Here is a 24,780-nt window from a genome sequence, read left to right on the forward strand (position 1 = left end):
CTAACATATTAAAAGGAGTAATCTAAAATAATCGCTCTAGAATTTAGCTAAAAAAACTAGAGTGAGTCCTCTAGTTTTTCATTTCACGCTATTTTTCGCTAACGATTCCAAATAGTCAGCTTCATAATCATAAAGCGGTGTTGGATATTCGCCATCAAAATATGACAAGCACAGTTTATCATGACCAATCGCCTTGACAAGTCCTGTCTGGCTGAGATAGGTCAGACTATCCGCTCCGATAGCTTCTCTGATTTCATCAGTCGTGTGTGTGGCTGCGATGAGTTCGTCACGGTCTTGGATGTCAATGCCATAAAAGCAAGGATATTTGAGAGCAGGACTGGCAATTGCCACATGAACTTCAGCGGCGCCTGCGTCTTTGAGAAGTTTGACAATGCGACGGCTGGTTGTCCCACGCACAATACTATCATCAACCATAATGACGCGTTTTCCTTCTACAACACCTCGAACAGCACTCAATTTCATGCGAACGCCTTGTTCACGAAGTTCTTGAGTCGGTTGAATAAATGTTCTTGCCACATACTGATTTTTAATCAGACCCATTTCGTAAGGCAAACCAGATTCTTCAGCGTAGCCTGAAGCAGCACTGAGTGATGAATTAGGCACACCGATGACAATATCAGCATCAATTTTGGCTTCTTGGGCTAAAATTTTTCCTGAACGTTTTCTGGCAGTATGCACATTAACTCCAGCGATATTACTGTCAGGACGGGCAAAATAGATATATTCCATTGAACAAATGGTCATGTTGGTGCTGTCAGTAAATTGGTCCACATGAATGCCGTCGTCATTAATTTCAATGATTTCACCGGGTTGAACATCTTGAATCCAAGTGGCGCCAACGACATCAAAAGCACAAGTTTCTGAGGCCACAACAAGTGCACCGTTGCTCATTTTACCGATTGAGAGTGGTCGAAATCCATTAGGATCAAGGGCTGCGACAATTGAATTTTCAGTCATAATGAGATAGGCAAAGCCACCTTTGACCGTATTGAGCGCTTCTTTGACTCTGCCCATAAATTCTGGATGATGACTACGGCGAATCAAGTGCATGAGGATTTCTGTGTCTGAATTACTGGAGAAGATTGCCCCAGATTTTTCAAGTTCACAGCGCAATGATTGGGCGTTGGTTAAATTTCCATTGTGGGCAAGTCCAAGTGCTCCGTCATGAAATTCAAACTGGAAAGGCTGAATATTATTGATATTTGCTGAACCAGCCGTGGCATAACGGACATGTCCAATGGCTGCTGAGCCTGTCAGCTCTTCCAAATCTTTTTCGTCCCGGAAAACTTCTGTGACCAGACCCAGACCACGATGACGATTGAGTTTGCCATTATTATTGACCAAAATCCCTGCGCCTTCTTGACCGCGATGTTGGAGAGCATGAAGTCCAAAATAGGTCAGGCGAGCGGCATCAGGATGCCCCCAAACACCGAAAAGTCCACATTCTTCATTTAATGTCTTCGCTTCAAAATGCGACCACTCTTGCTCAGTAAATGTTGCGCTTGTCATTTCATCAGACATGGGAGGGCTCCTTCATAAATGCTGACAACTTCATCAGTAGAAATAGAAAGTTCATTCATTTCCAAAATTCCGCTGTCAGTAACTTTTCCGATTACTTCGCCACTGACAGAACTTTCTGTCAGTAATTTTTCAAAAGCAGCTTGATTTTCTGGTGAAATTGAGAGTACAAAGCGACCTTGCGTTTCTGAGAATAATTGGGCATTGGTTAAATCAACTTTCACATCAACGCCTAAGCCATTTGCAAAAGCAGATTCAGCTAGAGCAATCGCCAATCCTCCTTCTGCCAAGTCATGTGCTGAGCTGACCAATCCGTCAGTAATTGCTTTTAAAACAAAGTCTTGATTGAATTTTTCAGTTTCTAAATCAAAATCAATTCTTCCAGAAATTTCGCCTGTCAGCATTTTTTGAAGCTCAGAACCTGAAAAATCATCAAAGGTTTGACCGACTAGTACAATCAAATCACCCGCTTTTTTAAATTCTTGAGTCGTAATATTTTTTACATCCTCAATCAAACCAACCATTCCAATCATCGGCGTAGGTAAAATAGCTGAACCGTTTGTTTCATTGTAAAGACTAACATTTCCTGAAATAACTGGTGTATCAAGGGCCAAACAAGATCGTGAAATTCCGTCAGCCGCTGTTGTTAATTCCCAAAATTGTTCTGGTTTTTCCGGATTTCCAAAGTTCAAACAGTCAGTAATCGCGAGCGGTTTTCCACCAGAGGCCACGATATTACGAGCCGCTTCAGCAACTGCGATTGCTCCTCCTTTTTCTGGATCAAGATAGAGATAGCGAGCGTTACAGTCCGTTGTCATCGCAAGTGCCTTGTTAGTGCCACGCACTCGTAAAACTGCGCTATCTGAGCCTGGTGCAACAACAGTGTTGGTCATCACGCGCGAATCATAAGTTTCATAAATTGATTTCTTGCTAGCAATTGTCGGTTGAGCCAAAAGTTTTTTGAAAATTTCACTGACAGAGCTGTCAGTAATTTCTGGAAGATATTTTTCGCTGTCAGTAAATTTTTGAATTCGCTCAGGAACTTTTGCTTCACGGTAATAAGTTGGGGCATCTTCCGCCAATGAATCAACTGGAACATGAGCCACCATTTGCCCTTTATGATAAAGCGTATAAAAACCATCATCAGTTACTTGCCCAATATTCACAGCATCAAGGTCGTATTTTTTAAATAAATCAATAATTTCTTGTTCATGTCCTTTTTTGACACAAAGCACCATACGTTCTTGTGACTCAGACAACATCATTTCATAAGGAATCATTTCTGTTTCACGCTGAGGCACATTATCCAAGTTAAGACGCAGACCTGACCCAGCTTTTGAAGCCATTTCTGATGTAGATGAAACCAATCCAGCTGCTCCCATATCTTGAATTCCGACTAAAATATCGCCATGATTTTGGATGACTTCAATACAAGCTTCAAGCAATAATTTTTCCATAAATGGATCACCGACTTGAACCGCTGAACGTTGTGTTTCTGAACCAGAACCAAATTCTTTAGAAGCAAAAGACGCCCCATGAATGCCGTCACGTCCTGTTTTCGCTCCGACATAAAAAATAGAATTCCCCACACCTTTAGCTTGTCCTTTTTGTATGTGTTTATGTTCAATCAAGCCCACACACATGACATTCACCAAAGGATTTCCAGCGTAAGATTCATCAAAGGCTACTTCGCCACCAACCGTCGGAATTCCAATACAGTTTCCATATCCCGCAATCCCGGCTGTCACTTGGTCAACAATATGACGTGTTTTACCATTATCAATTGGTCCAAAACGCAAACTGTCCAAAATTGCAATTGGACGAGCTCCCATTGAAAAAATATCACGAATAATACCACCAGAACCAGTTGCTGCACCTTCATAAGGTTCAACGTAAGATGGATGATTATGAGATTCAGCTTTGAAAACAACCGCCAAATCATCACCAATATCCACAACCCCAGCCCCTTCACCAGGCCCCATCAAGACTTGTGGCCCAGTCGTCGGAAATTTTTTTAAGACAGGTTTTGAATTTTTGTAGCAGCAATGTTCTGACCACATCACGGCATACATCCCAGTTTCCGTAAAGTTTGGCAAACGGCCATCAAGAATCTCATCCTTGATTTTCAAATATTCTTCATCCGTCAGTCCCCACTCACGGTAAATTTTGCTTTCTTGAATCTGTTCTGGTGACATCTCCAAAGTCATGTTATTCTCCTATAAGATATGAGAAACGCTTGCTTAAAAACGTAGAAAACTACAGCCCAATTTACTGCATTAGTAGTCTAAAGAATATACGTTCCAATAGAAATGCAACTTGTATATTCTCTACTTTAAAAGCTTTCAGCGCTCTGAATTCAATTATTTCAAATTACAAATTTACTGACAGATTCGTTTTTTAAAATCTAAATTCTGTCAGTAATTTTTTTATTTTCCAACAAAGTTTTTCAAGACAGAAGCAAACAAATGTACTCCGTCAGCGCCACCAAGCAGTTCTTCCATGGCCCGCTCAGGGTGAGGCATCATCCCAAGCACATTTCCTTCTTTATTGACAATTCCAGCAATATTTTCAACTGACCCATTAGGATTTTCGTCAGCATAAGTGAAAATAATTTGCCCATTTGCTTTAAGTTCAGCAAGCTGAGCTTCATCAGCAACATATTGACCCTCACCGTGAGCAATTGGTAAATTAATCAAAGCGTCCTTGGCATATTCAGTCGTAAAATTACTTTGATTATTTTCAACTTTAAGAGCTTGCCATTTGGAAACAAATTTCAAACCCTCATTGCGAATCAATACACCTGGTAAAAGCCCAGATTCAACCAAAATTTGAAATCCATTGCAAGTGCCAAAAACCGGTTTTCCTTCTTTAGCTAAACGTTTGATTTCCGGCATAATATTGGCAAATGATGCAATCGCACCACAGCGTAAATAATCACCATATGAAAAGCCCCCTGGAATCAATACTCCGTCAAAACCTGCAAGCGAATTCTCATCATGCCAGACAAATTCTGCCTCAGCTCCCATAACATCACGAATTGCCCAAAGTAAATCAAAATCACAATTTGACCCTGGAAATTGAATGACTGCAAATTTCATTAATTAGCTCCTTCGCTTTGTTCATTCAAAATTTCAACTTTATAAGTTTCCATATTTGGATTTGCCAACAATTCATTGGCAATTTCAATTGCTTTTGCGCGAGCAATCTCAGCTTCTGCATCAAATTCAAAATCGAAAAATTTTCCAACATTTAATTCTGTAACTTCTTGATAACCCATTTTATGAGTTGCCGCTTTAATCGCTTGGGCTTGAGGGTCGAGAATTGAGGCTTTGTAAGCCACGTAAACACGTACTTTAGTCATTTTAAAATTCTTTCTATATAAGATGTGAGGAACTGTCCTAAAAACTAGAACTCATTTATTTCGTATTTTCTAACAAATTCAAAACTTCAGTATAAGTTTCAACTAAATCGCCAATATTACGTCTGAAAACATCTTTATCCATATGCTGACCATTCGCATCCCAGAGACGTGAAGTATCAGGTGAAATTTCATCAGCAAGAATAATTCTTCCGTCAGCAAGACGGCCAAATTCAAGTTTGAAATCAACTAAAGTCAAGCCGATTTCAGCCCAGATTTTTTTCAGAATCTCGTTGATTTTACGCGTTTCACTCTTTAAAAATTCAATCTCTGAATAAGTTGCAATGTTCAGGAATCTAACATGTTCATCATTAATAAATGGGTCATCTAAAGCATCATCTTTATAGTAAAACTCAACAATTGGTTCTTGTAAAGCAATTCCTTCTTCAAGACCAAATCGTTTGGCAAAAGAACCAGCAACAACATTTCTTAAAACAACTTCTAAAGGAATTATTGAAACCCTTCTATTCAATTGTTCGGTTTTTGACAACTTTTCTATGAAATGCGTTTCTAAACCTTCAGCATTTAATTTTTCAAAAATTAATGAAGTAATTTGATTATTGAGAGCACCTTTTCCCGTAATCTGTTCTTTACGAGCACCATTTAATGCAGTCGCTTGGTCACAATATTCCACCCAGAGCACCTCTGAATCATCAGTAAAATACAGTTTCTTAGCTTTTCCTTCATAGAGCAACTTTTCTTTTTCCACAATATCCTCCATCCATTTAAGGAATTCTTTATGCTTCTTATTCTATTCTAATGAGCCAAATAAAAAAAGCTCTAGCGGATAAAACTAGAACTTTTTCAATTTATTGTTCGGTTTTGCTGAATGTTCGGAAATACTCTTTTATTTTATAAGTTTTCATATTGTTCATCAGAAACTTCTTCTAACCAAACTGCTTCTCCCGCGGTAATGGCCACATGACTGAACCAGCTATCTTTTGTCGCTCCATGCCAATGTTTAACTCCTGCATGAGTAACAATCGTATCGCCCGCATGTAAAAGTTGGGCCTCCTTACCCTCTTCTTGATACCATCCCTCACCGGCTGTAACCAATAAAACTTGATAACCCTCTTTATGAACATGCCAATGATTACGACAGCCCGGCTCAAAAGTCACATTTCCCACACCAAAGGGCAAGTCTTTATCCGCAATCATTCCTTCTAAATAAGATTGACCAGTAAAATAAGCGCCATAAGGATTTTTTTCTCCTTGAGGAAAAATAAGTGCATTTTCTAATTCTTTTTTATTCATTTCGTTCTCTCTTTTCTAATCAATCTGTTGATAACGCGTTACCTTTAGGCGCAGTTGATATTTTTCTCTCAATTCAGCAATTTTTGCCATCATCGGACTTTTATGATGAATGTCTATTGCTTCTTGGTTTTCCCATTCATCAATCAATAGTATTGCTTGTTTATTATCCAAAGGAACAAAATATTCATAACGTAAATTTCCACTTTGTTGACGTATTTTATCGACAAGACCAGAACTTACCATTTCATCCGCAAAGAGGCGGGCCTTATCACCCTTACCTTGGTAAAAAATGTTGACCGTAATTGTCATATCTTTCCCTCTTATTCCCAAATTTTTTTTGCAATATTAAAAGCCGACCAAGCCTTTGGCCACCCCACATAAAAACTCAGATGAGTAATTATTTCTGAAATTTCTTCCTGACTTATTCCATTTTCTTTTCCTTTTGTCATATGAAAATTTAATTGTTCAAAATTTCCTCCAGCAATCAAAGCAGTAATCGTAATGACACTACGTTCATGTGCTGAAAGTTCTTTTTCACGACTCCAGACTTCTCCAAAAAGAATATCATCATTTAATTCAGCAAATTTTGGGGCAAATTCTCCAAGTTGTTCATGTCCTGCAGTTTGTTTTTCCATTTTAACCTCCAATTTTCTTCAATTCTCAAGGCATTCTATCTTGTGCTTTTTCCAAGTTCCTTCAAAAATTTTAGGCGCATCACTGTCGGTCTAAAATTTTTCTCCCAAGCAGGATCCCAGCTATAACCTGAACGTTGTCGATAAGAATCAATAAATTTATCAATATTTTCTTTATCTGTTACAGGTTCAAATTCCACTTGATAGACCTTCCCGTCAATGTGAATTTGAACCTTACGTGAAATCATTGCTGAATTCCACCAACTTGATGCCGTTCCGCGACCTGCTGCTACCGCTAAATCACCATCAATATAAGCAAACCAAATCCAAGCAGGACGATGTTCTTGCGGGTCTGGGCTAATATAAATATCTTGTATCTTAGAAAATTTTTTGACATCAATTTTCATTTTTTCTCCTTTTCTTACCAAGGTTGTGTTGTAGGTCCAACAGTAAACTCACTGACGTTAACATCTTCAGGTTGTTCAAGAGCAAAAGCAACAATGCGAGCAATTGCCTCTGGACTAATCCCATATTGTTCATAAAGAGCTGTCATTCCTTCTGCTGCTTCTTTGTCAGTGATTGTATTCAGTAACTCAGTATTTATAGCAGCGGGATAAATAGTAGCTGTCCGAATATGAGTTCCTTCTTGAGCAGATTCCATTCGGAGTACCTCCATTAATTCACGAACCGCCCTTTTTGTTGCCCCATAAACACCACCATTGGGATATGCTTTTAGGCCAGCAACTGAACTCGTTGTGATAACATGTCCTGATTTTTGAGCTGTAAATTCAGGCAGTACAGCAGCGAGCCCATTAAGTACACCTTTTAAATTAATATCAACCATATTTTCCCATTCTTCAACATGAATAGCTGATAAAGGGGAACTTGGCATGATTCCTGCATTCAAGAAAATAGCATCAATTTTGCCAAAATTTTCTTTCGCATATTGTACCAACTTTTTACTATCTTCTGGATTAGTTACATTTGTCACTTGATAGATTGCTTGTCCACCAGCCTTTTTAATTTTATCAGCCAGTTCCTGCAGACGATTTTTACGTCTAGCTGCTAGTACAATTTTGGCTCCTTTTTTAGCAAGTAATTCAGCAGTTGCTTGGCCAATACCGCTTGAGGCTCCTGTGATTAAGACGACTTTGTTTTCAATATTGTTTGACATTTTTTCTCCATTCATTTTTAACTTCTATTTTCATTATATTCCTTGAAGTTCACTTCAACTCAACTCAAAAGCTTCATATTGCTTTATCTTTTCGATGATTTTATTATAAAATATTTTTTACCTGCCGTGAAATGCTTTTTATATCAATAACTATGCTTTTTAAGCATACTATGTTAAATGATAAAAAAAGCTTCGTATCATTACGAAACTTTTTTTATCAAATTTATTTTATCTTCTTGTTCAAAATCAAAGTATAGAAGACAAAATTAAGCAAAGCAAGACAAAGGAAAAACATAAATACATGTTGAGTTCCTGTTGTTAAATTACTTGATTTTGTTGCAATAAGACTAGCTGTAGCCGTTCCTGCTGACGCTGCAAATTGAGAAGTTGTAGTAAACCAAGCATTACCAGAGGCAGCTTTATCATGAGGAAGTTGAGCTAAACTATTGGTCATGGTTGTTGCAAAACTTGAAGAACGACCAACAGTGAATACAACATAAAGTCCCATCACACCCAGTAAAGTCAGATTCTTAGTAAAAATCGTTAATAAAACAAGAGCGATAAAGAATACAGTATTTCCACTATATAAAATCCCCTTGGCCCCTTTGCGGTCATAGAGCGCACCAATTGGACCTTGAGCTGCTGAACCAATTAATGAACCAGGCAATAAAGCAAAACCTGCTAATGTACTTGTAGCTCCTAACGAAACTTGTAAGAAGTTAGGAATGATAAAATTAATTCCCAAATTGACAAATTGTAAAATACAATAAACAAGGACAGATAAAGTAAAGGTTGGACTCTTAAAGACATCGATATCAATAAAATTCAATGTACTTGTTTTTGAACGCCATATAAAAGCAATCAACCCCAAGATAAAGACCACTAACCAGATCCATGAAAATTGAGCACTTGAAAGTGAATCTAAAGCTAAAAGAGCACTGGTCATGACTAATGACAAAAATATAAAAGCAATAAAATCAAATTTGCCTGGACGTATTTTTTCACTTTTCTCAATAGCCCAAGCTCCTAAAGGAAAAAGACAGATTGGGATAATCAAAATAATTGCAAAAATCATTCGCCAACCTAAAGTCCCTGTTAGAAGTCCACCATAAGTTGGTCCAAGTGCTGGGGCAATACTCAAAATCATCCCAGCAAATCCCATCCAAAGTCCTACTCTCTCACGCGGAATTTTAGTTAAGACAAGATTAAACATCAATGGAATGGCAATACCAGTCCCGATTCCTTGAATTAAGCGTCCCGCCATTAAAATAGTAAAATTTGGAGAAATTAAACTCAGTAAATCCCCAAGGGTAAAAAAGATTAATCCTGAAAAAAATAAAGTCCTATTTTGAAAACGTTGACTAATATATGAACTTGTCGGCATAACAATCGCAACAACTAATAAATAAGCGGTTGTTACCCACTGAACCGTACTCAGTGGAAGTCCGAAGGTCTTTTCAAGCGTTGGAAACGTAACATTCAAACTTGTTTCTGCTAATATCCCCATAAAAGCCACAAGGGCCACGGCGACAATTGAAAAGCGCGTTTTCGCGCTAATTTTATGATTGGCTGTATTTGTTTCTAATTCTGTGTTCATTCTTTTCCTTTCTGCATGCTAAAATTATTAAGGAATTTTTCAACTGCAGCAATCTCCTCTGCTGACAAACCCGCCAAAGCTTTTTGATTATGACCTTGGATATATGTTCTAATTTCAGGTAGATATTGTTTACCTTCTTCAGTTAATTCAACTGATTTTTGACGAGCATCTGTTGGGCTCGCTTTTCTCTTAATCAACTGCCGTTTTTCCATACGTTGCAAAATTTCCGTTGTTGTAGAACGTCGGATATTAAATTCTAATTCAATCATCGTCTGACTGATTTCTTTTCCTGAGTCTTCTTCACTCTGGTTTCCAAGAAAATCTAATATTGACATTTGCTGACCCGTCAAATCAAGCTGAGCTGCAAAATTATCAAACTCTCGTGACATTTGATTGCTGGCAACTTTTAAAAGTCGTCCAATTGCTTCTTTTTTAGTTCGCATACGAATTATTATAACACAATCTTTTTTGTTCGTCAACGAACAATATTTAAATTTTTATCAATAAAAAAGTTACTGACAGTGTTCTGTCAGTAACTTTTTGGTTAATCTAAATTGCCAAATCAAATTTTAATTGAGGTTTTACCGGTTCATAGTCCACAAGCTCAAAATCTTCTGGTTTAATATCGAAAAAGTTTGTTCCGTCAGGAACATTAAGCACCAAACGGGGCTCCTTGTCAGAAGCTGTTCGCTTAACTAACTCATTTGCCTGTTCAAACTGATTATCATAAATATGCAAATTATTTACGAAATAGAAAAATTTTCCAACTTTCCAAGAAAAATGTTTTGCAATCATCATTTGTAAAGCAACATATTGCATGGCATTGATATGATGCGCAACAAGCATATCATTTGAACGTTGAATAAGAGTCGCATCCAAGTAAATCTGACCATCTTGTTCACGGCGAACATCAAACATTGTTTGGAAAGCACAAGGCAAAAGTCCTTCAGTTTCCTCAAAATCTTCATATTGCCAAAGATTAATGATATTACGGCGATTCCAAGGATTTTTTGCTAAACCATCCAATATTTTTCCAATAATATTATATTTTTTGACTGTTGCCCCATAGCGTTGTCCAATCGTACCGTCGCCAATTCCCCATTCGCCCCAGTATTTGACTCCATATTTTTCTTCAAGAACAGCAAGTTCACTTGTCTGATCTTGATAAATCCACATCAATTCTTTAATTGCCGATTTAATTGGAATTGGACGCAAAGTGGTAATTGGAAACTCACCTTTTTGCAAATCATAAGTAACGAAAGAACCTGTTACATACTTACTATTTGCGGTTTGACCATCCTTATACTTGGGACGTGCATTTTCTGAAAAAACACCATTATCAAGGATATTTTGGATATTTTGTTTAAAAATCTTGTCTGCGTAAGTCATGAAATTTCCTATCTTTTTATTCCTTTTATTATAACACAGTCTACTATTTTGATTCAATAGCATTTATCAAATATTTACTTGTAAAAAATAAGATACTAATTTGTATTCTTTCTTCTATTATCAAGAATATCAGGATAGAGTTTTCGCAATTTTCTTGCTGACAATAGTGCAAAAATAGCAGCTAAAACTTGTAAGATAAGCGTCACCAATCCCAATAAGACCCCTACCGCTAACTCCAAAAGATTATGCGCCTGATTTGCTAAAATAATCAAAACAACACCAATAACACTCAAGATATTAAGACCATATACTAAAATCGAAGCAATACTTTTTATTTTTAATTTATGATTTTGGGTATGAAGAGCAATCGCATAAATTAAAATAATTAAACCAAAACCTAAAGTTAAATATTGGTCTGTAATAATTTTTGTTATTTGTAGCAAAAAAATGATGAATACAGCGATAATCCAGATTCCAAGAAAGATATTATATTTATATGCTTTTTGAATCACTTCTTTTTCTTTATTTTCGTCAATCTCTTCTTTCATCCTTTACATCCTTTACATTCCTAGATAATTGTACTAGTCCTTTTAATATTCCAATTGTCTGGAAAGTTCTTTTTGTAATTGGAAAAAGGATTAGAATTAACAGTGCAAAACAGACAGTCAAAACAAGTATGGTCAACTGAGAGGTCATAATAAAACTGATGGCTAATCCCAAAAATATAAATGGAACTACAAAAAGTAAAACTCTTGTAAAATACCACATCTTAATTCCCGTAGAAAGTATTTTTTGTTTCATAGCTAGTGAAATCTCTTCTTTTTGATAATTTATTCGTTTGACATAATGAGTGTACAATTTTTCAAAAAAGAAAATCTCTAATACAATTACTGATAGTGTGACCAATAAAATCAAAAATATTATTAAAATATTATATTTAAAGTTAGTATGGATAAAAAAGTTTCTAGAACTCTTTTCAGCCCAAGAAGAAAGAAAAGTAGGAAAAACAATTATCGCAAACATTATAATACTTATTGATTTTTGAGTAGGTTCCTCGGCTACATAAATTTCTTTTGTATTCTGATTGATATAGTATCGTTTCTTTCTACTTTTATCTACAAATCCTAAAGGAGTCATGTTATTAACTATTTTTGACATATTAACGTTTCCTCCTTAATTTATCATATAAAAAGTCAAATCCTGTATTGAGAATAAACCCGAATGCAAACCCAGCTACAACATCCAAACCAGGAACTGGTATAGCCATACCGGCTGCCATTCCAGCCTCCCCCAATACAAAGTGTGCTCCTGTTTTAGTGAGAGCATCAGCCGTATCTTCTCCCTCGGCTTTTTGCATTCCATAATCTATAATGACTCCATATCCGGTGTCATCTTCAGCGTAAAGAGCCCATTTACTAAACTCACTCATGCCTTTGCCAAGAACAGCATCTCTTGTTTCTTCTCCTAAATTGAAACCTCCCTCATCGGCTTTTTCTGCTCTTTCCCCTTCTTCTGCTACAAGCTGAGCTTCTTTAGAGTAATAAGCAGATTGTGGAACATAAAGAGAATAACCTCCTCTTGAAGCTACACTTGTAGAGCTATATCCAGCTCCTGATGAGTAACCATTCCCACCAGAATAAGGAGTACCTCCGTCATAACCATATCCCCCACCAGAATTATATTCATTATAAGTTGGTGCATAATAAACCACAGGCGCAATGTAATTCGGTACATATTCATAACCATTGGCATAATAAGTCGTCGCATAGGGATTGCTCGTGTTGTAATAAACAATCGGTGGAACATATTTGTAGTAAACGTTTAGCGTTTCATCAGTTTTCGGATAAAGTCCTGACTCTGTGGTGCTTCCTTTGATGTAGTAATTACCAAAGTTATAAGGGACATTGACCGAATATGGCTTGTTATAAAGCCCCGTGATTGATTGTTGTCCTAGATAAATACCGTCCGTACCATAATAATCATAAGTGACGTTACTTTGGATGTGATAATAATCACCAACTATTATTGTGTTCCCATTTCTGTGCTGACTTTCTTGTCCATAAGCATAATGTTGGAATTTACTGGCTGGTACATTCCAAGAAACATTTGGAAACCAGATAAATTGATGTTGGGGAACGATAAGCTGATTGTTTTCGTCCGCATCATAGTAGTTAAGATAAACAATATCACGAACTTGTGTGGTTAAATGCGCTTGAAGCGCCGAACCAAAAAGGTCATAGCGAACCCCTTGTGAATATTGATAAGAATTTCCACTACGAACTGGCGCTGGGCTGTAAAAATCATAGTCAAAATTTGACAGAAAACCAACACCCAGATAACCGCCATAAGGGAGACTAGCTTGACCGTTCAAGTCGGTATCAGGGCTTGTCGTATCATAAATAACTCCACTTGAATCGGTCGCAAGATTAGTGGTCTTTGGAATGACCGTTAAAAGGTTGGCAAGATTGGTTTTGACTCCTTGGGCCATATCAATATCCGTTGTGATAAAAGAGGCGAGAACGGGGACTTGAAAATTCGTATTATGTACGACGATTTGATAATTGAGGTTGACATTATTTGCCCCGTAGTAGAGGGCGACAATCGAGTTTCCGTCGGAGTTGGCAATGTTTTGTTCGCCTGTAAAAGCCAATCCAATCGGACAGTCAGACGTACTTTCTGCGGGGGCTTGCCAGCTTGATTCATCTGTTGAAATGACTTTGTAGATCAAATCTAGATTCATTCCGGCTAGGGTCCTTCCAACATTAGTAATTCGTCCAGAATCTCCTGCATTCATAGTATAAGTGGTCGCAGGTATGGTCGGGCCATCCGTTTGTCCAAAGTTTTCAGTACTGATTTGACCTGTTACCTGACCTGTGATTGGAATAACCTCTGTATTTGCCGACCAATGAAGACCATCAGGCGTTAAAAAGTTATTGGGCACAAGGTTGTTAGCCTTGATTGTAATATTGATACCATCTAGCGTGGCTGGTCCTGTAATGTCATTTGCGACTGAACCGGTCGCTTCAATAGTGCTTATTGCAGGGTCTTGACCATTGGCTTGACTGGCAATTGAACCATTTGTGAGAGCAGGATTTATGATTGCTCCGCTCGCCGACAGGCTTGAAGCAATTGTGACGTTTGCTTTTGATGAATCAAGAGGAACACTTGGGGCTTTTGAACTCAATGAAGCTGAAATATCTGAAGAATTAGAGCTTGTTTCTACACTTGAAGTCTGAGCCGAACTGGTTGAAGATGATGAAACTGAACTGGCATTTGGAGCGGTGCTTGCCTGTGAAACTATTAAGGTCGCCGCTTTAGTTTGCATTTCTGCCTGTGAACTTCCTGTATTTCCTTCGGTTGTCGAATCAGACACGGCAAGAGAAGAATTTACAGTTGGATTAGTGACAGCTTCAGTTTGGCTTGGTGGGGTAACAGCCGAATTTTCATCAGCTTTTACTGCTAAAGGCTGACTAGTCACTAACAAACTTAAAAGAATTCCAGTGCTAAGTAACCAAAATTTACTTGATGACTTCATTTGAAAGTGCTTTTTCTGATTTTCCAATGCAAAATCTCCTTTTAGTGAATATTTTTTGTTTTCTGATTATTTAATATTATACGCTTAATTAGAGACTTTGGTAAAAATAAAGTAATTATTTTAACTTAATTTAAAAATAAGACTTTTAGAATACAAAAAAGCCCACCAACTTTGGTAGACTTTTGATTTATTTACTATTTTCTTATTTATCCCTCTGAAATTCTCAATAGAGATTTAATTGCTGTACGTTGATCCATTGCTTCATATGCTTTTTGAATTTCATCTAAGCTAAATTCTGCTGTAAAGACACGGCCTGGATTAATCTCCCCACTTAAAACTGCTTCGAGTAAGATTTCCTTATCCCAGCATGCGACAGAGGCTACTCCACCTCCAAGTTGAATATTTTTCCAAAAAAGAGAATCAATCCATTCATTGTAATCAACATCATGAGGAACTCCCACACGACCTACTCGCCCTCCTGCTCTTACCGCTTGAAAAGCAGATTCAATTGCTTGTTTTGTTCCGACACATTCTAAGGCAGCATCTGCACCATAACCATTGGTTAAGGACATAATTTTTTGGATCGCTTCTTCACCGCGCTCAGCAATAATATCTGTTGCACCAAAGTCACGCGCAAGTGCTGCACGGTCTTCATGGCGACTCATGGCAATAATCCGTTTTGCTCCTAAAAGTTTAGCTGAAATCACTGCACAAAGTCCAACCGCTCCATCACCAAAGACAACCACTGTATCACCTTCATGGACATCTGCTGCTTTAGCTGCATGAAAACCTGTAGGCATGACATCAGCTAAAGTCGTCAATGAAGCCAACTGGTCATCAGAATAATCACTTGGTTGGCCCGGGATTTTGACAAGTGCACCATCAGCATTAATTGCTCTGTAGAATTCCCCTTGATAACCGCCATTCACACCATCTTTTGCATTTGGACAATTGGCTTCAAAGCCTGCCAAACAAATTGGACAGTGTCCACAACCGTGCGTAAAGGGAACAATGACAAAATCTCCTACTTTAAAATTTTTAACTCCGGTGCCTACTTCTTCAATCAGACCAATAGCTTCATGCCCTACCGGTCCAGGTTGACGTTCAGAAATCCCACGGAACCACCATAAATCGGAACCACATACGCAGGCACGAACAATTTTTATGATAGCATCTGTTTCTTTTACAAGTTGCGCTTTGGGAAATTCTCTCACTTCCATTTTATTTTTTTCGACAAAATAAGCTGATTTCATTTTTTACTTCCTTTTCTTTTATTGAATTCATTATAAAATGAATTTTACTTTTTTTAAAATACTTTTTTAAAAACTCCTTATGCTTTTAAAGCATAAGGAGAACTTAGGGCTTATATAATGCCACCAACTCCTCGACCAAAGAGTTTGCTATTGGAAATTTTTTGATAAAATCCAGCGACCTTTGGTGTAAGATTATAGCGTAATGCCAATGGTCTTAAGGTCACTTCTAATTTTGCTAACTCATCTGCAAGTTGACCTTGATTCTCTAATTGAACTTTCGTATGAAGTAAACACTGGCGTTCCCAGTCACGAATATTTCGGTCTAATATAAGATTATAGAGTTCATTTAAAATTTCTTCTTTTTCAAATGTTTTATTCATGACCTCATTATGCCACGAATTTATTTCTAAGGCTACTAAAAACGCTTACGATTTTTAAATTACCGTTTTTTGGTCAAATTCATATTTGGATAGTTTTTGAGAATTCTGCGCAAATTATAATGTTTTAATTTTAGAGGTTTATTTTTAAGTAATTCTAATACTTTTATCCGATTTGCTGCTGTTTCATGGTTTGCAAAGAGATGTTTAAGACGAAATTCTTTGATTGCTGCATTTTCTTTGTCAGAATCATCAATCGTAGCCAAGACTTCTTTTTTGGTTGAAATCGTAAAAATAAATGTTGAAACAAGGTCAGCCAGAAAGATCATTAATATCAAAATCACACCCCAACTGTGGGTTAATTCATTAAAATCATGAATCCAATTTTGAACAGGTGGATTCACTAATTTAATTAAAATAATACAACCTATACCCCAAAATAATGAAACGGGAACAGCTACTCTTCCTTCAATATTGAAAGGGAGGGTTGAGTAGTCCCATAACTTCATATTAAAGAATTTCTCTAAAATCCAACTTCCAATGAATTCAACGACTGTCACAATCACAATCGTATTAAGATAAAGACTGAATAAATTTCCGGTATCTGGAACTAAAAGTAAGACGGCAGAGACGCCAAAACCATAAACAGGACAATAAGGGCCTAATAAAAAACCTCTAAAAACAAAATGCCGGTCTTTAAATGAGCAATAAAAGGTCTCCCATATCCAACCAATAAAAGAATAAACGATAAAAGTCATAAAAATTTCCATATATTTCTCCTTATTTGTTTAATCTTTTACATTGTATCATTTCTTTTAGTGATTTTTAAATTTCATTTATAAAATAAGAAAAAAGCTGTTTAAATTCAGCTTTTTATGATAATTTTTTATAATGATTTTAATTTTCCATGGAAATCAGCAATTGATTGATAGCCTTTTTTATCCATAATCTCTTTTAATTCTTTAATGATTCTATCAAAGATTGCAGGGCCTTCTTTGTGTAAAGCTGTACCAATTTGAAGCATTGTAGCTCCACATAAGAGGTGTTCAAAGGCATCTTGTCCTGTTTCAATACCACCTGTTCCAATGATTTGAATTTCAGGTTTGAGTCGAGTATAGAAAGCACGAACATTTGCAAGCGCTGTTGGTTTGATGTATGCTCCACCAATTCCACCAAAACCGTCTTTAGGCTTAATGACTACGCTTTCTGCTTCTGAATCAATAAAAAGTCCATTCCCAATACTATTGACTGAGTTAACATAAGTCAACGGAAATTGATTGAGGATTTCTGCCATGATATCAAAATGAACGAGGTCAAAATAAGGAGGAAGTTTTACACCTAAAGGCTTTGTGAAGAAGGTAAAAACTTCTTTTAGGAGTTTTTCAGTGGCTTCAAAATCATAAGCAAGCTGTGGTTTCCCAGGGACATTTGGACAAGAAAGGTTCAATTCTGTAATTCCTGAAAAATTACTTTCTTGAATTTTCTTAAGCATCGCGATATTTTCGGCTGCGCTCATACCCGCAATGGAAAAGAAGATTGGCGCTTCTTGAGCCTTTTCTTTTTGATTTTTTAAAACATAATCTAAGTAGTAATCAAACCCTAGGTTAGGCAGGCCCATAGAATTAATTGAGCCTAATTCTAAGTCAACATAACGTGGGAGTGGATTACCTTCTCTTTTTTCTAATGTAGAACTTTTGGTGATATAAGCCCCTGCTTGAGAGGCTTTTAATTCTTCTAAATCCTCAGTTGTCATACAATGAACTCCTGAAGCGTTCATGAATGGATTAGCGAATTCCGCATTTGCAAAAGTTGTTTTTAGCATTAAAAAATCGTTCCCCTTTTCTATTTTTAACTATTCTATCACAAAAAAGGCAAATTCAAAATTTTTAAAGTTCGAGTCAAATGATGAGGTGGCATTTTTTTCACATGATATAATTAAATTAGAGCAAATGGAGGTGTAAAATGAGTACAGAACGAGCTATTTTTGCTGGTGGTTGTTTTTGGTGTATGGTTGAACCTTTTGAAGAACGTCCAGGTATTTTGGCTGTAACTAGTGGTTATACTGGTGGACATATCGAATACCCTACTTATGACCAAGTCCTCTCAAAAGCTTCTGGCCATACGGAAGCAGTTGAAATTTTATTTGATAATGAATTGATTTCTTATGATGAACTATTAGATATATATTGGTCATTGATTGACCCCACTGACGCTGACGGACAAATTTATGACCGAGGTGCAAATTATCGTCCAGTGATTTTTGTTGAAAGTGAAGAACAAAAAATTGCTGCTCAAAAAAGTAAAATTGCCTTAGAGAAATCTGGAATTTGGGATAAACCAATTGTTGTTCCGATTGAAGAGGCAAAAACTTTTTGGCCAGCTGAAGAATATCATCAACAATACTATAAAAAAGATCCTAAACGTTACCAAGCGATGCACAAAGCACGTGAACGTTATTTAGCCTTACAACGTTTTAAAGGGAAATTTAAATTTTTAAGAAAAAACACTAGATAACTAGTGTTTTTATTTTATATTTGGCCACTCTTTACCAAACCATTCTTGGTATAGGTCTTCCACAATTTTGACTGTCGTCATTGTCATTTCTGGGGAAAGTTTTTCACTTTTTTTCTTGCCCTTATTGATCAGTTCAGCAATTTCATCAATCTCATAGCTGAATTCACTTGGCATTGAATGAGAAAATTCTTCAACCGTTCCATCATTTTTAATAAGACTGGCTTGGTTTGATTTCCAATAATTTGGAACTGAAATTTCTCCTTTTTCACCATAAATGATAAATGTATTTGGTTTATCTAAGCGCGTGCTAAGTGAAATATTAATCATAATTTCTGCTTTTTTTAAGAGAATTTCGTAATCTAAATCTGCTTTATTTTCTTCAGAAGACCAATAAATTCCTTTTGCTGCATCAAAACCTGTTCCAAATAAGAATTGTAAGACAGAGAGTGGATAGCTGGCATGCATGATAAAAGCGCCACCGCCTTCTTTTATGTCTAAGGCCCAGCTCTCCCGGTTGGTATGGGGTCTGAAATCATTTATTGCAAGACGAGATATTTTACCAATTTCATTGGCATCAAGCCATTTTTTGATTTGGGCCATCACAGGTAGGAAAACAGATTTTTGAGCTTCCATCAAAAAAAGATTTTTTTCATTTGCTATCTTGAATAATTCTTGACTTTCTTCAAGAGTCAAGGTAAATGGTTTTTCTAGAAGTACATTTTTACCTGCTTCTAAAGCCATTTTTGCTTGAGGATAATGTTGTTTATTGATGAGTGGAATATAGATTAAATCAATTTCTGCTGCATTTACTAAGCTTGCATAATCATCATAAACTTGTGGAATTTCTAATTCCAAAGCGGCTTTTTGTGCTTTTTCCTTATTTCTGGCGGCAATCCCAGTAACTTCAGCTTGACCACTCTCTTTTACACCTGCTACAAATCTTGGAACAATTTTAGCGGCACCCATAATTCCGATTTTTAACATTTGACTTCCTCTTTCGTCTCTGGGTTTAAATACCAATAATCACGGTATCTACGGTTTCAACTCCTGCAGTGGTAACACGGACTCTGGCCAGATTTTCTACTGTATTAACATCAAAAAATCGGTCACCACTGATATCGTTTTGAATGATTTTTACAGTTGCTTCTGCCGGAAATTTTTGTAAGGTTTCAATAAGTTCTTGTGTTGTCATAATGTTTTAGTCGGCCCTTTCTGATAGATATTCCCAACGTTCATATTTTTCTTCAAGTTCTTTTGTTTTGTTGTCTAGTTCTTTTTGTAAGTCCAGTAGGAGTTCCGTATTAGAACCATTTTCATTCATTTCTGTGTCAATCTCAGAAATTCGCTCTTCGATTTCAGCAATTTGACTTTCAATGGTTTCCCATTCTTTTTTTTCCATATAGGTCAGTTTCGCTTTGTCAGTATTTTCAGTTTTGTCAGTACTTATTGGACTTTCAATTTTACTGACAGCTTGGTCAGCAGATTTTTCTTCCATTTTGACGGCTAAATAGTCACTGTAAGCACCAAAATAATGATTAATTTGCCCATCTTCAAAGGCAAGTAATTCGTTGCTCACTTTATCTTGGAAATAGCGGTCATGAGAAACTGTCAAAACAGCACCCGGAAAAGAGCCTAGGAAATTTTCAAGTACGGTTAAGGTTGCAATATCCAAGTCATTGGTTGGTTCGTCAAGCAAAAGCACATTGGGTTGTAATAATAAAATTTTAAGTAAATAGAGTCGTTTTTTCTCACCACCTGAAAGTTTAGAAATCAGCGTTCCATGACTACTTCTTGGGAATAGAAACTGCTCTAATAAATTAACAATTGAGATATTTTCACCGCTGCTGTTATGTGCAGCAGATGCAACTTCTTCAAGAAAGTTAATCATTCGTTTATTTTCATCAAGTCCTCGAATTTCTTGACTGAAATATCCAATTTTTACTGTTTCACCAATTTCCAAAATCCCGTCAGTTAATGCTAGCTCACCATCAATGATATTGAGTAAGGTTGATTTTCCGACGCCGTTATCACCAACAATCCCCAGGCGCGAATGTCCTTGAACGATTAATTCAAAATCTTTAAAAATTGGTCGGTCAGGATAAGAAAAAGCGGCATTTTTAAAATTAATTACTTTTTTCCCTAAGCGACTGCTCGCAATGTTGAGTTCTAAATCTCCTAGATTTTTACTAGTTTTCATAGAATCTTTAAGGTCTTCAAAGCGGTCAATCCGTGCTTGTTGTTTTGTAGCACGCGCTTGAGGTGATTTACGAATCCAAGTTAATTCAGATTGATAAAGTTGTTTTGCCTTGTGACTTGCTGCGGCTTCTCTTTCTTCATCTTCAGCTTTTTTTGCAAGATAATCTTGATAATTTCCTTGGTATTCTTTAATCCCCGCATCTTCAAGTTCAAAAATTCGTGTTGCAACATTATCTAAGAAATAGCGGTCGTGCGTGACAAAAAGAACGGTTCTTCGAGAATTTTTTAGATAATTTTGCAACCAAGCGATGGTTTCAACATCAAGGTGGTTGGTTGGTTCATCAAGTAATAATAAATCGGAATCATTGACTAAAGCTTGAGCCAATTGAACCCGTCTTTTTTGTCCACCTGAAAGGCTTTCGATTAGAGTGGCAGGGTCAGGAAGTTGAAGTTTAGTCAAAATTGTTTTGACATCTGCTTCTACTTGCCAAGCATTCAAAGCATCCATTTCTGATTGGGCACGTTCTAACTTAGCTAAATTTTCATAATCTAAAAGGGCTGCTTCGTAATTTTTAATTGCTTTCATTTGCGGAAGCGAATCATCTAAGACGGTATCTAAAATTGTAGCTTTTGGATTAAAATCAGGTTCCTGAGTAAGATACGTAATTTTATAATTTTGTGGATGATCAAAGGGCGTACGGTCTCCATCAAATCCTGAAAGTCCTGAAATAACATTTAGGAGCGTTGTTTTTCCTGTACCGTTAACTCCCAAAAGACCAATTCGGTCAAGATCATGAATGATAAAATTGATTTTGTTGAAAACCGTTTTTTCTCCAACTGATTTACTTAAATTTTGTGCGATGAAGTCTGCCATTTTTCGTCCTAATTTCTCTTATATTACCTTTGATTATACCACAAAAAGCCTGTCAGTAATGACGGCTTTAATTTTTTACTGATAAAAAAAGCTGGATAGTCAACTACTTATTTCTGTCAGTATTTTTTTACTGACAGCTTTCATTTGATGAGCTGTCAGTAATTTTTTTACCTTCACGAACGTCATAAGGATGTACAATTTTTTCCAGTTCTTTTAAATAAAGTTCAGCCTGATTGGTCAATTGAAGTTCACTTAGTGAAATCCAACCAATCTCAATATTATCCTCCACTGCTAAAGGAATGGCTACAATATTGTCACCATTCAAGTCTTGACTGACAATTCCAGTTGAAATTGTATATCCATTTAATCCAATCATCAAATTAAAAATGGTGGCTCGGTCTCCTACTTTAATGTCTTTTTTAGCATAAACCGTAGATAAAATTTCTTCTGAAAAATAGAAAGAATTGTGTTCTCCTTGTTCATAGGATAGGCGAGGAAATTCTTCTAAATCTTCTAATGTTACAATTTTTTTATGAGCTAAAGGATTTGTTGAACTGACAAAGATATGCGGCTCCGCCAAGAAAAGCGGATGAAAAGTTAATCGATTTTCTTTTAAAATCTTATCCATGACATTTGCATTGTATGAATTTTTATAAAGAATCCCTAACTCACTGCGCAGTGACTTTACATCTTCAATAATTTCATAAGTTCTAGCTTCTCGCAGAGTATATTCGTATTCTCCAATCCCCTGACTTTCTGTTTTTTTGACCATATTGACAAAGGCATTCACTGCAAAAGCATAATGCTGGGTCGAAATCGCACAAAGTTTTCGAGAGGGCTTTCGGTCCAACCACCGTGTTTCCAATAAATCAGATTGTTCTACAACTTGTCGTGCATATCCCAAAAACTCTGCACCATCTGCTGTCAGCGAAATTCCTTTACTTGACCGTTGAAAAAGCGACAAATCAACTTCCGCTTCAATATCTTTAATCGCCTTTGACAATGAAGGTTGTGTAATAAAAAGAATTTCAGCAGCTTGATTAATTGAACCCACTCTGGCTACTTCAATAAAATATTTGAGTTGTTGTAAACTTATCGTCATTCCTTTTTCCTTATTTCATTTTTGATCTTGAAACTTTGATTCTATTTTTTAAAATTTCTGTCAGTAACTTTTAGATTCAATGACAGAATGTCAAACCTTATTTTTTACTGACAAGAGCTTCTAAGGCTTTGATGGCACTTATGATTTTTTCGTCAGTAACTTTTGAATCAATCAAACGATAAGATTCTACAGGACTGGCTGCAAATTTTGCTACTGCTTTCAATTTTTCCAAATCAAATGGTAAATTAATTTCTGCTAGAGAAGCAGGCAAATGATTTTCTTTATAAAATGGTAAGAGTTTTTCAATTTCTGAAGTATCTCCCGTATAAGCCAATTGTACCAAGACTCCATAAGCGACTTTTGAGCCATGTAAAATAGGATGTGTCTCTGAGCAAAGTGATAGGCCATTATGAAGCGCATGAGCCCCTGACATCCGTCCATAAGTCCCAGCAAAACCTCCAACTGTTCCTGAAAGTTCAATGATTGTATCAACAATTCGCCCAAAAGCCGGCGTCACTTTCTGTTCAGCCAAATCATTAAGTGCTGCTTTAGAATCAGCAAATAATATTTTAAAAATTTCCTTTGCACTCGCAAATCCCAAGCGAACTGAGGCTGAAAGTTCTTCCTGTGAAACCTGACGAACGATTCCTTCCATTTCATACCATTTGGCGAGTGTATCCCCGATACCTGCAACAAAATAATCATGAGGTGTTGCCAATAAAAAATCGTAATCAACTAAAGTTAAATAGCTCACTTTATATAAATAACCCACTTTATCAAAAGTATGGTCAGGGTGATAAAGAGCTGCAACTGGTGTGTAAGGAGCACAATTAGAAACCAAGGTTGGAATAATAATTAACTCACAGTTTAGCTCCTGTGCTACAACTTTACAGGTATCAATCAAACGCCCTCCGCCAATTGCAAGAAGGCCATCGGATTGACCAATTTCTTTAGCCAGTTTTTTCCCATTTTCGACAGAGGCCGAGCCATCATAATGAAAAACAGGATAACTTAAGTCTTTAGGATAAAAATCTTGAAAAACCTGAAAAGATTTCTCCCCAGTAATTATCGCAAGTTTATTAAAAGGCGCAAGATAGCTTTCTAAATCTTGCAAAATTCCTTGACCACTCACATATCTATTGGCTCCGGGACGTACTTCTTCTGAGATATTCATAATTTTCCTCCTAATTAAGTAATTATTAGAATATTCTATCACTTAAGATTCAAAAAAACAACATTTAACTGAATAAATGTTGTTTTTATTGTAAAATCCAATTTTAAGCACTATAATTCAACGTTTTGATGACATTCCCCTTATCATCAGTCAAATCAACTTGCAATTTAGGTTGAGCAACCCCAGCTTTTTTCATTGAATCTAACACCTTATCCGCTACTTCTTCAACTTGGTCACCACTTGCTAATAAAAGGGCGCCAACGGTTGCTTTATTGAGTTTAGAGGATTCCAAGGTGTAAGTCACTTTAGAGTCGGTGCTCGTTGCTTTTGCTGAACTTATCATTCCTTGCGATTGACTCTTAATTACATCTGCATTTTCATTTAATTTTGTGGCAATAGCTGATGGTGTTGCCGATTCCATTTGACTCACTGCATCAGTCACACTAGCTGAGCCTTCTGAGCTTCCTGAGCTTGGTAAAAATTTAGCAGCAATATTATCCGTTTGACTTGAAATGACTTGGCGACCAATCATGACTACTCCAAAAATAATTAAAGCAAAAAATATAACAATGGATAATAAAATCGCAAAAATTTTACCCCCTCGACCTTTTCTCACTTTTTTACTTTTTCTAGAATTCATTTCTTTCCCTTTTCTATCTTTGAGACTTATTTAGTATTATAACATTTTGTACTTTAAAGAAAACTAAAAAAAGTAGTTTTTCAACTACTTTTTTACAATTATTTTTAAACTA

The 24,780-nt window shown here is 36.5% G+C and carries 27 protein-coding genes; 1 reads left to right on the forward strand and 26 read right to left on the reverse strand.

The genetic code is table 11. From position 1 onward, the window contains the following. Positions 1-78 precede the first annotated feature (78 nt). From purF to ACRYLU_RS07545, 20 genes are all read right to left on the reverse strand, one after another. Positions 79-1,542, reverse strand: coding sequence for an amidophosphoribosyltransferase (gene purF, locus ACRYLU_RS07450; protein ID WP_098393505.1), 1,464 nt, complete (start codon positions 1,540-1,542; stop codon positions 79-81). Beyond that, complete coding sequence (gene purL, locus ACRYLU_RS07455; protein WP_445080825.1) at positions 1,527-3,746, reverse strand: phosphoribosylformylglycinamidine synthase subunit PurL; 2,220 nt, start codon at positions 3,744-3,746, stop codon at positions 1,527-1,529. Before purL ends, purF begins: the two co-directional genes overlap by 16 nt. 219 nt (positions 3,747-3,965) lie before the next feature. After that, complete coding sequence (gene purQ / locus ACRYLU_RS07460; RefSeq protein ID WP_445080826.1) at positions 3,966-4,637, reverse strand: phosphoribosylformylglycinamidine synthase subunit PurQ; 672 nt, start codon at positions 4,635-4,637, stop codon at positions 3,966-3,968. Continuing rightward, positions 4,637-4,900 (reverse strand): phosphoribosylformylglycinamidine synthase subunit PurS, encoded by a 264-nt coding sequence (gene purS, locus ACRYLU_RS07465; RefSeq protein WP_010906021.1) that lies wholly within the window; start codon positions 4,898-4,900, stop codon positions 4,637-4,639. The genes purQ and purS overlap by 1 nt, the downstream gene beginning before the upstream one ends. Before the next feature lie 55 nt (positions 4,901-4,955). Beyond that, positions 4,956-5,666, reverse strand: coding sequence for a phosphoribosylaminoimidazolesuccinocarboxamide synthase (gene purC, locus ACRYLU_RS07470; protein ID WP_058205509.1), 711 nt, complete (start codon positions 5,664-5,666; stop codon positions 4,956-4,958). 143 nt (positions 5,667-5,809) lie between these two features. Next, a complete protein-coding gene (locus ACRYLU_RS07475; RefSeq protein WP_311866442.1) occupies positions 5,810-6,211 on the reverse strand; it encodes a cupin domain-containing protein in 402 nt (133 codons plus the stop codon). 15 nt (positions 6,212-6,226) lie between these two features. Further along, positions 6,227-6,520: an antibiotic biosynthesis monooxygenase family protein gene (locus ACRYLU_RS07480; protein ID WP_311866440.1), complete on the reverse strand. Its 294-nt coding sequence runs from the start codon at positions 6,518-6,520 to the stop codon at positions 6,227-6,229. A gap of 11 nt (positions 6,521-6,531) precedes the next feature. Beyond that, positions 6,532-6,846, reverse strand: coding sequence for a carboxymuconolactone decarboxylase family protein (locus ACRYLU_RS07485; protein WP_260311080.1), 315 nt, complete (start codon positions 6,844-6,846; stop codon positions 6,532-6,534). A gap of 35 nt (positions 6,847-6,881) precedes the next feature. Beyond that, positions 6,882-7,250 carry a DUF2255 family protein gene (locus ACRYLU_RS07490; protein ID WP_445080827.1) on the reverse strand — a complete coding sequence of 123 codons (369 nt, stop codon included), beginning with the start codon at positions 7,248-7,250 and terminating at the stop codon, positions 6,882-6,884. A 14-nt stretch (positions 7,251-7,264) separates the two neighbouring features. Beyond that, entirely contained in the window at positions 7,265-8,017 is a 753-nt protein-coding gene (locus ACRYLU_RS07495) for an SDR family oxidoreductase (protein WP_445080828.1), read from the reverse strand. A 223-nt stretch (positions 8,018-8,240) separates the two neighbouring features. Then, positions 8,241-9,614 (reverse strand): MFS transporter, encoded by a 1,374-nt coding sequence (locus ACRYLU_RS07500; protein ID WP_058205511.1) that lies wholly within the window; start codon positions 9,612-9,614, stop codon positions 8,241-8,243. Continuing rightward, on the reverse strand, positions 9,611-10,057 hold the full coding sequence (locus tag ACRYLU_RS07505; protein ID WP_003130017.1) for a MarR family winged helix-turn-helix transcriptional regulator: 447 nt from the start codon (positions 10,055-10,057) through the stop codon (positions 9,611-9,613). Before ACRYLU_RS07505 ends, ACRYLU_RS07500 begins: the two co-directional genes overlap by 4 nt. Positions 10,058-10,163: 106 nt before the next feature. Continuing rightward, positions 10,164-11,003, reverse strand: a complete 840-nt coding sequence (locus tag ACRYLU_RS07510; RefSeq protein ID WP_038600088.1) for a thymidylate synthase — start codon at positions 11,001-11,003, stop codon at positions 10,164-10,166. A 95-nt stretch (positions 11,004-11,098) separates the two neighbouring features. Further along, a complete protein-coding gene (locus ACRYLU_RS07515) occupies positions 11,099-11,551 on the reverse strand; it encodes a hypothetical protein (protein WP_021469838.1) in 453 nt (150 codons plus the stop codon). Next, a complete protein-coding gene (locus tag ACRYLU_RS07520) occupies positions 11,535-12,161 on the reverse strand; it encodes a hypothetical protein (protein WP_017864740.1) in 627 nt (208 codons plus the stop codon). Before ACRYLU_RS07520 ends, ACRYLU_RS07515 begins: the two co-directional genes overlap by 17 nt. A gap of 1 nt (position 12,162) precedes the next feature. Beyond that, positions 12,163-14,565, reverse strand: coding sequence for a cell wall anchor protein (locus ACRYLU_RS07525; protein WP_445080829.1), 2,403 nt, complete (start codon positions 14,563-14,565; stop codon positions 12,163-12,165). Between the two features lie 179 nt (positions 14,566-14,744). Then, entirely contained in the window at positions 14,745-15,791 is a 1,047-nt protein-coding gene (locus ACRYLU_RS07530; RefSeq protein ID WP_445080830.1) for a zinc-dependent alcohol dehydrogenase family protein, read from the reverse strand. Positions 15,792-15,901: 110 nt separating this feature from the next. Then, positions 15,902-16,171 carry a bacteriocin immunity protein gene (locus ACRYLU_RS07535; RefSeq protein ID WP_015426712.1) on the reverse strand — a complete coding sequence of 90 codons (270 nt, stop codon included), beginning with the start codon at positions 16,169-16,171 and terminating at the stop codon, positions 15,902-15,904. A 59-nt stretch (positions 16,172-16,230) separates the two neighbouring features. Continuing rightward, the gene (locus ACRYLU_RS07540) at positions 16,231-16,938 is read right to left on the reverse strand and encodes a putative ABC transporter permease (protein ID WP_256293914.1); all 708 of its coding nucleotides are present in this window, start codon (positions 16,936-16,938) and stop codon (positions 16,231-16,233) included. Between the two features lie 116 nt (positions 16,939-17,054). Beyond that, on the reverse strand, positions 17,055-17,990 hold the full coding sequence (locus ACRYLU_RS07545; protein ID WP_256293915.1) for a dihydroorotate oxidase: 936 nt from the start codon (positions 17,988-17,990) through the stop codon (positions 17,055-17,057). Between the two features lie 140 nt (positions 17,991-18,130). Between ACRYLU_RS07545 and msrA the strand changes: the two genes are divergently transcribed. Next, positions 18,131-18,682, forward strand: coding sequence for a peptide-methionine (S)-S-oxide reductase MsrA (msrA, locus tag ACRYLU_RS07550; RefSeq protein ID WP_017864746.1), 552 nt, complete (start codon positions 18,131-18,133; stop codon positions 18,680-18,682). 9 nt (positions 18,683-18,691) lie between these two features. Here the strand turns inward: msrA and ACRYLU_RS07555 are convergent, their stop codons facing one another. From ACRYLU_RS07555 to ACRYLU_RS07580, 6 genes are all read right to left on the reverse strand, one after another. Beyond that, a complete protein-coding gene (locus ACRYLU_RS07555) occupies positions 18,692-19,666 on the reverse strand; it encodes a Gfo/Idh/MocA family protein (RefSeq protein WP_103054898.1) in 975 nt (324 codons plus the stop codon). Between the two features lie 25 nt (positions 19,667-19,691). Continuing rightward, positions 19,692-19,874 carry a hypothetical protein gene (locus tag ACRYLU_RS07560; RefSeq protein WP_012898161.1) on the reverse strand — a complete coding sequence of 61 codons (183 nt, stop codon included), beginning with the start codon at positions 19,872-19,874 and terminating at the stop codon, positions 19,692-19,694. 6 nt (positions 19,875-19,880) lie between these two features. Continuing rightward, positions 19,881-21,752, reverse strand: coding sequence for an ABC-F family ATP-binding cassette domain-containing protein (locus tag ACRYLU_RS07565; protein ID WP_260311130.1), 1,872 nt, complete (start codon positions 21,750-21,752; stop codon positions 19,881-19,883). Positions 21,753-21,879: 127 nt separating this feature from the next. Further along, positions 21,880-22,854, reverse strand: a complete 975-nt coding sequence (locus ACRYLU_RS07570; protein ID WP_081043237.1) for a LysR family transcriptional regulator — start codon at positions 22,852-22,854, stop codon at positions 21,880-21,882. Between the two features lie 97 nt (positions 22,855-22,951). Beyond that, complete coding sequence (locus ACRYLU_RS07575) at positions 22,952-24,028, reverse strand: iron-containing alcohol dehydrogenase family protein (protein ID WP_195927557.1); 1,077 nt, start codon at positions 24,026-24,028, stop codon at positions 22,952-22,954. 103 nt (positions 24,029-24,131) lie between these two features. Next, positions 24,132-24,668 carry a hypothetical protein gene (locus ACRYLU_RS07580; RefSeq protein WP_260311126.1) on the reverse strand — a complete coding sequence of 179 codons (537 nt, stop codon included), beginning with the start codon at positions 24,666-24,668 and terminating at the stop codon, positions 24,132-24,134. Positions 24,669-24,780: the final 112 nt, after the last annotated feature.

The organism is Lactococcus sp. KTH0-1S, assembly GCF_052544945.1.

Bases quoted from the DNA above. Each gene is read 5' to 3' on its own strand.
- purF (WP_098393505.1), bottom strand. From the start codon at position 1,542: ATGTCTGATGAAATGACAAGCGCAACATTTACTGAGCAAGAGTGGTCG.
- purL (WP_445080825.1), bottom strand. From the start codon at position 3,746: ATGACTTTGGAGATGTCACCAGAACAGATTCAAGAAAGCAAAATTTAC.
- purQ (WP_445080826.1), bottom strand. From the start codon at position 4,637: ATGAAATTTGCAGTCATTCAATTTCCAGGGTCAAATTGTGATTTTGAT.
- purS (WP_010906021.1), bottom strand. From the start codon at position 4,900: ATGACTAAAGTACGTGTTTACGTGGCTTACAAAGCCTCAATTCTCGAC.
- ACRYLU_RS07475 (WP_311866442.1), bottom strand. From the start codon at position 6,211: ATGAATAAAAAAGAATTAGAAAATGCACTTATTTTTCCTCAAGGAGAA.
- ACRYLU_RS07480 (WP_311866440.1), bottom strand. From the start codon at position 6,520: ATGACAATTACGGTCAACATTTTTTACCAAGGTAAGGGTGATAAGGCC.
- ACRYLU_RS07485 (WP_260311080.1), bottom strand. From the start codon at position 6,846: ATGGAAAAACAAACTGCAGGACATGAACAACTTGGAGAATTTGCCCCA.
- ACRYLU_RS07490 (WP_445080827.1), bottom strand. From the start codon at position 7,250: ATGAAAATTGATGTCAAAAAATTTTCTAAGATACAAGATATTTATATT.
- ACRYLU_RS07495 (WP_445080828.1), bottom strand. From the start codon at position 8,017: ATGTCAAACAATATTGAAAACAAAGTCGTCTTAATCACAGGAGCCTCA.
- ACRYLU_RS07500 (WP_058205511.1), bottom strand. From the start codon at position 9,614: ATGAACACAGAATTAGAAACAAATACAGCCAATCATAAAATTAGCGCG.
- ACRYLU_RS07505 (WP_003130017.1), bottom strand. From the start codon at position 10,057: ATGCGAACTAAAAAAGAAGCAATTGGACGACTTTTAAAAGTTGCCAGC.
- ACRYLU_RS07510 (WP_038600088.1), bottom strand. From the start codon at position 11,003: ATGACTTACGCAGACAAGATTTTTAAACAAAATATCCAAAATATCCTT.
- ACRYLU_RS07515 (WP_021469838.1), bottom strand. From the start codon at position 11,551: ATGAAAGAAGAGATTGACGAAAATAAAGAAAAAGAAGTGATTCAAAAA.
- ACRYLU_RS07520 (WP_017864740.1), bottom strand. From the start codon at position 12,161: ATGTCAAAAATAGTTAATAACATGACTCCTTTAGGATTTGTAGATAAA.
- ACRYLU_RS07530 (WP_445080830.1), bottom strand. From the start codon at position 15,791: ATGAAATCAGCTTATTTTGTCGAAAAAAATAAAATGGAAGTGAGAGAA.
- ACRYLU_RS07535 (WP_015426712.1), bottom strand. From the start codon at position 16,171: ATGAATAAAACATTTGAAAAAGAAGAAATTTTAAATGAACTCTATAAT.
- ACRYLU_RS07540 (WP_256293914.1), bottom strand. From the start codon at position 16,938: ATGGAAATTTTTATGACTTTTATCGTTTATTCTTTTATTGGTTGGATA.
- ACRYLU_RS07545 (WP_256293915.1), bottom strand. From the start codon at position 17,990: ATGCTAAAAACAACTTTTGCAAATGCGGAATTCGCTAATCCATTCATG.
- msrA (WP_017864746.1), top strand. From the start codon at position 18,131: ATGAGTACAGAACGAGCTATTTTTGCTGGTGGTTGTTTTTGGTGTATG.
- ACRYLU_RS07555 (WP_103054898.1), bottom strand. From the start codon at position 19,666: ATGTTAAAAATCGGAATTATGGGTGCCGCTAAAATTGTTCCAAGATTT.
- ACRYLU_RS07560 (WP_012898161.1), bottom strand. From the start codon at position 19,874: ATGACAACACAAGAACTTATTGAAACCTTACAAAAATTTCCGGCAGAA.
- ACRYLU_RS07565 (WP_260311130.1), bottom strand. From the start codon at position 21,752: ATGGCAGACTTCATCGCACAAAATTTAAGTAAATCAGTTGGAGAAAAA.
- ACRYLU_RS07570 (WP_081043237.1), bottom strand. From the start codon at position 22,854: ATGACGATAAGTTTACAACAACTCAAATATTTTATTGAAGTAGCCAGA.
- ACRYLU_RS07575 (WP_195927557.1), bottom strand. From the start codon at position 24,028: ATGAATATCTCAGAAGAAGTACGTCCCGGAGCCAATAGATATGTGAGT.
- ACRYLU_RS07580 (WP_260311126.1), bottom strand. From the start codon at position 24,668: ATGAATTCTAGAAAAAGTAAAAAAGTGAGAAAAGGTCGAGGGGGTAAA.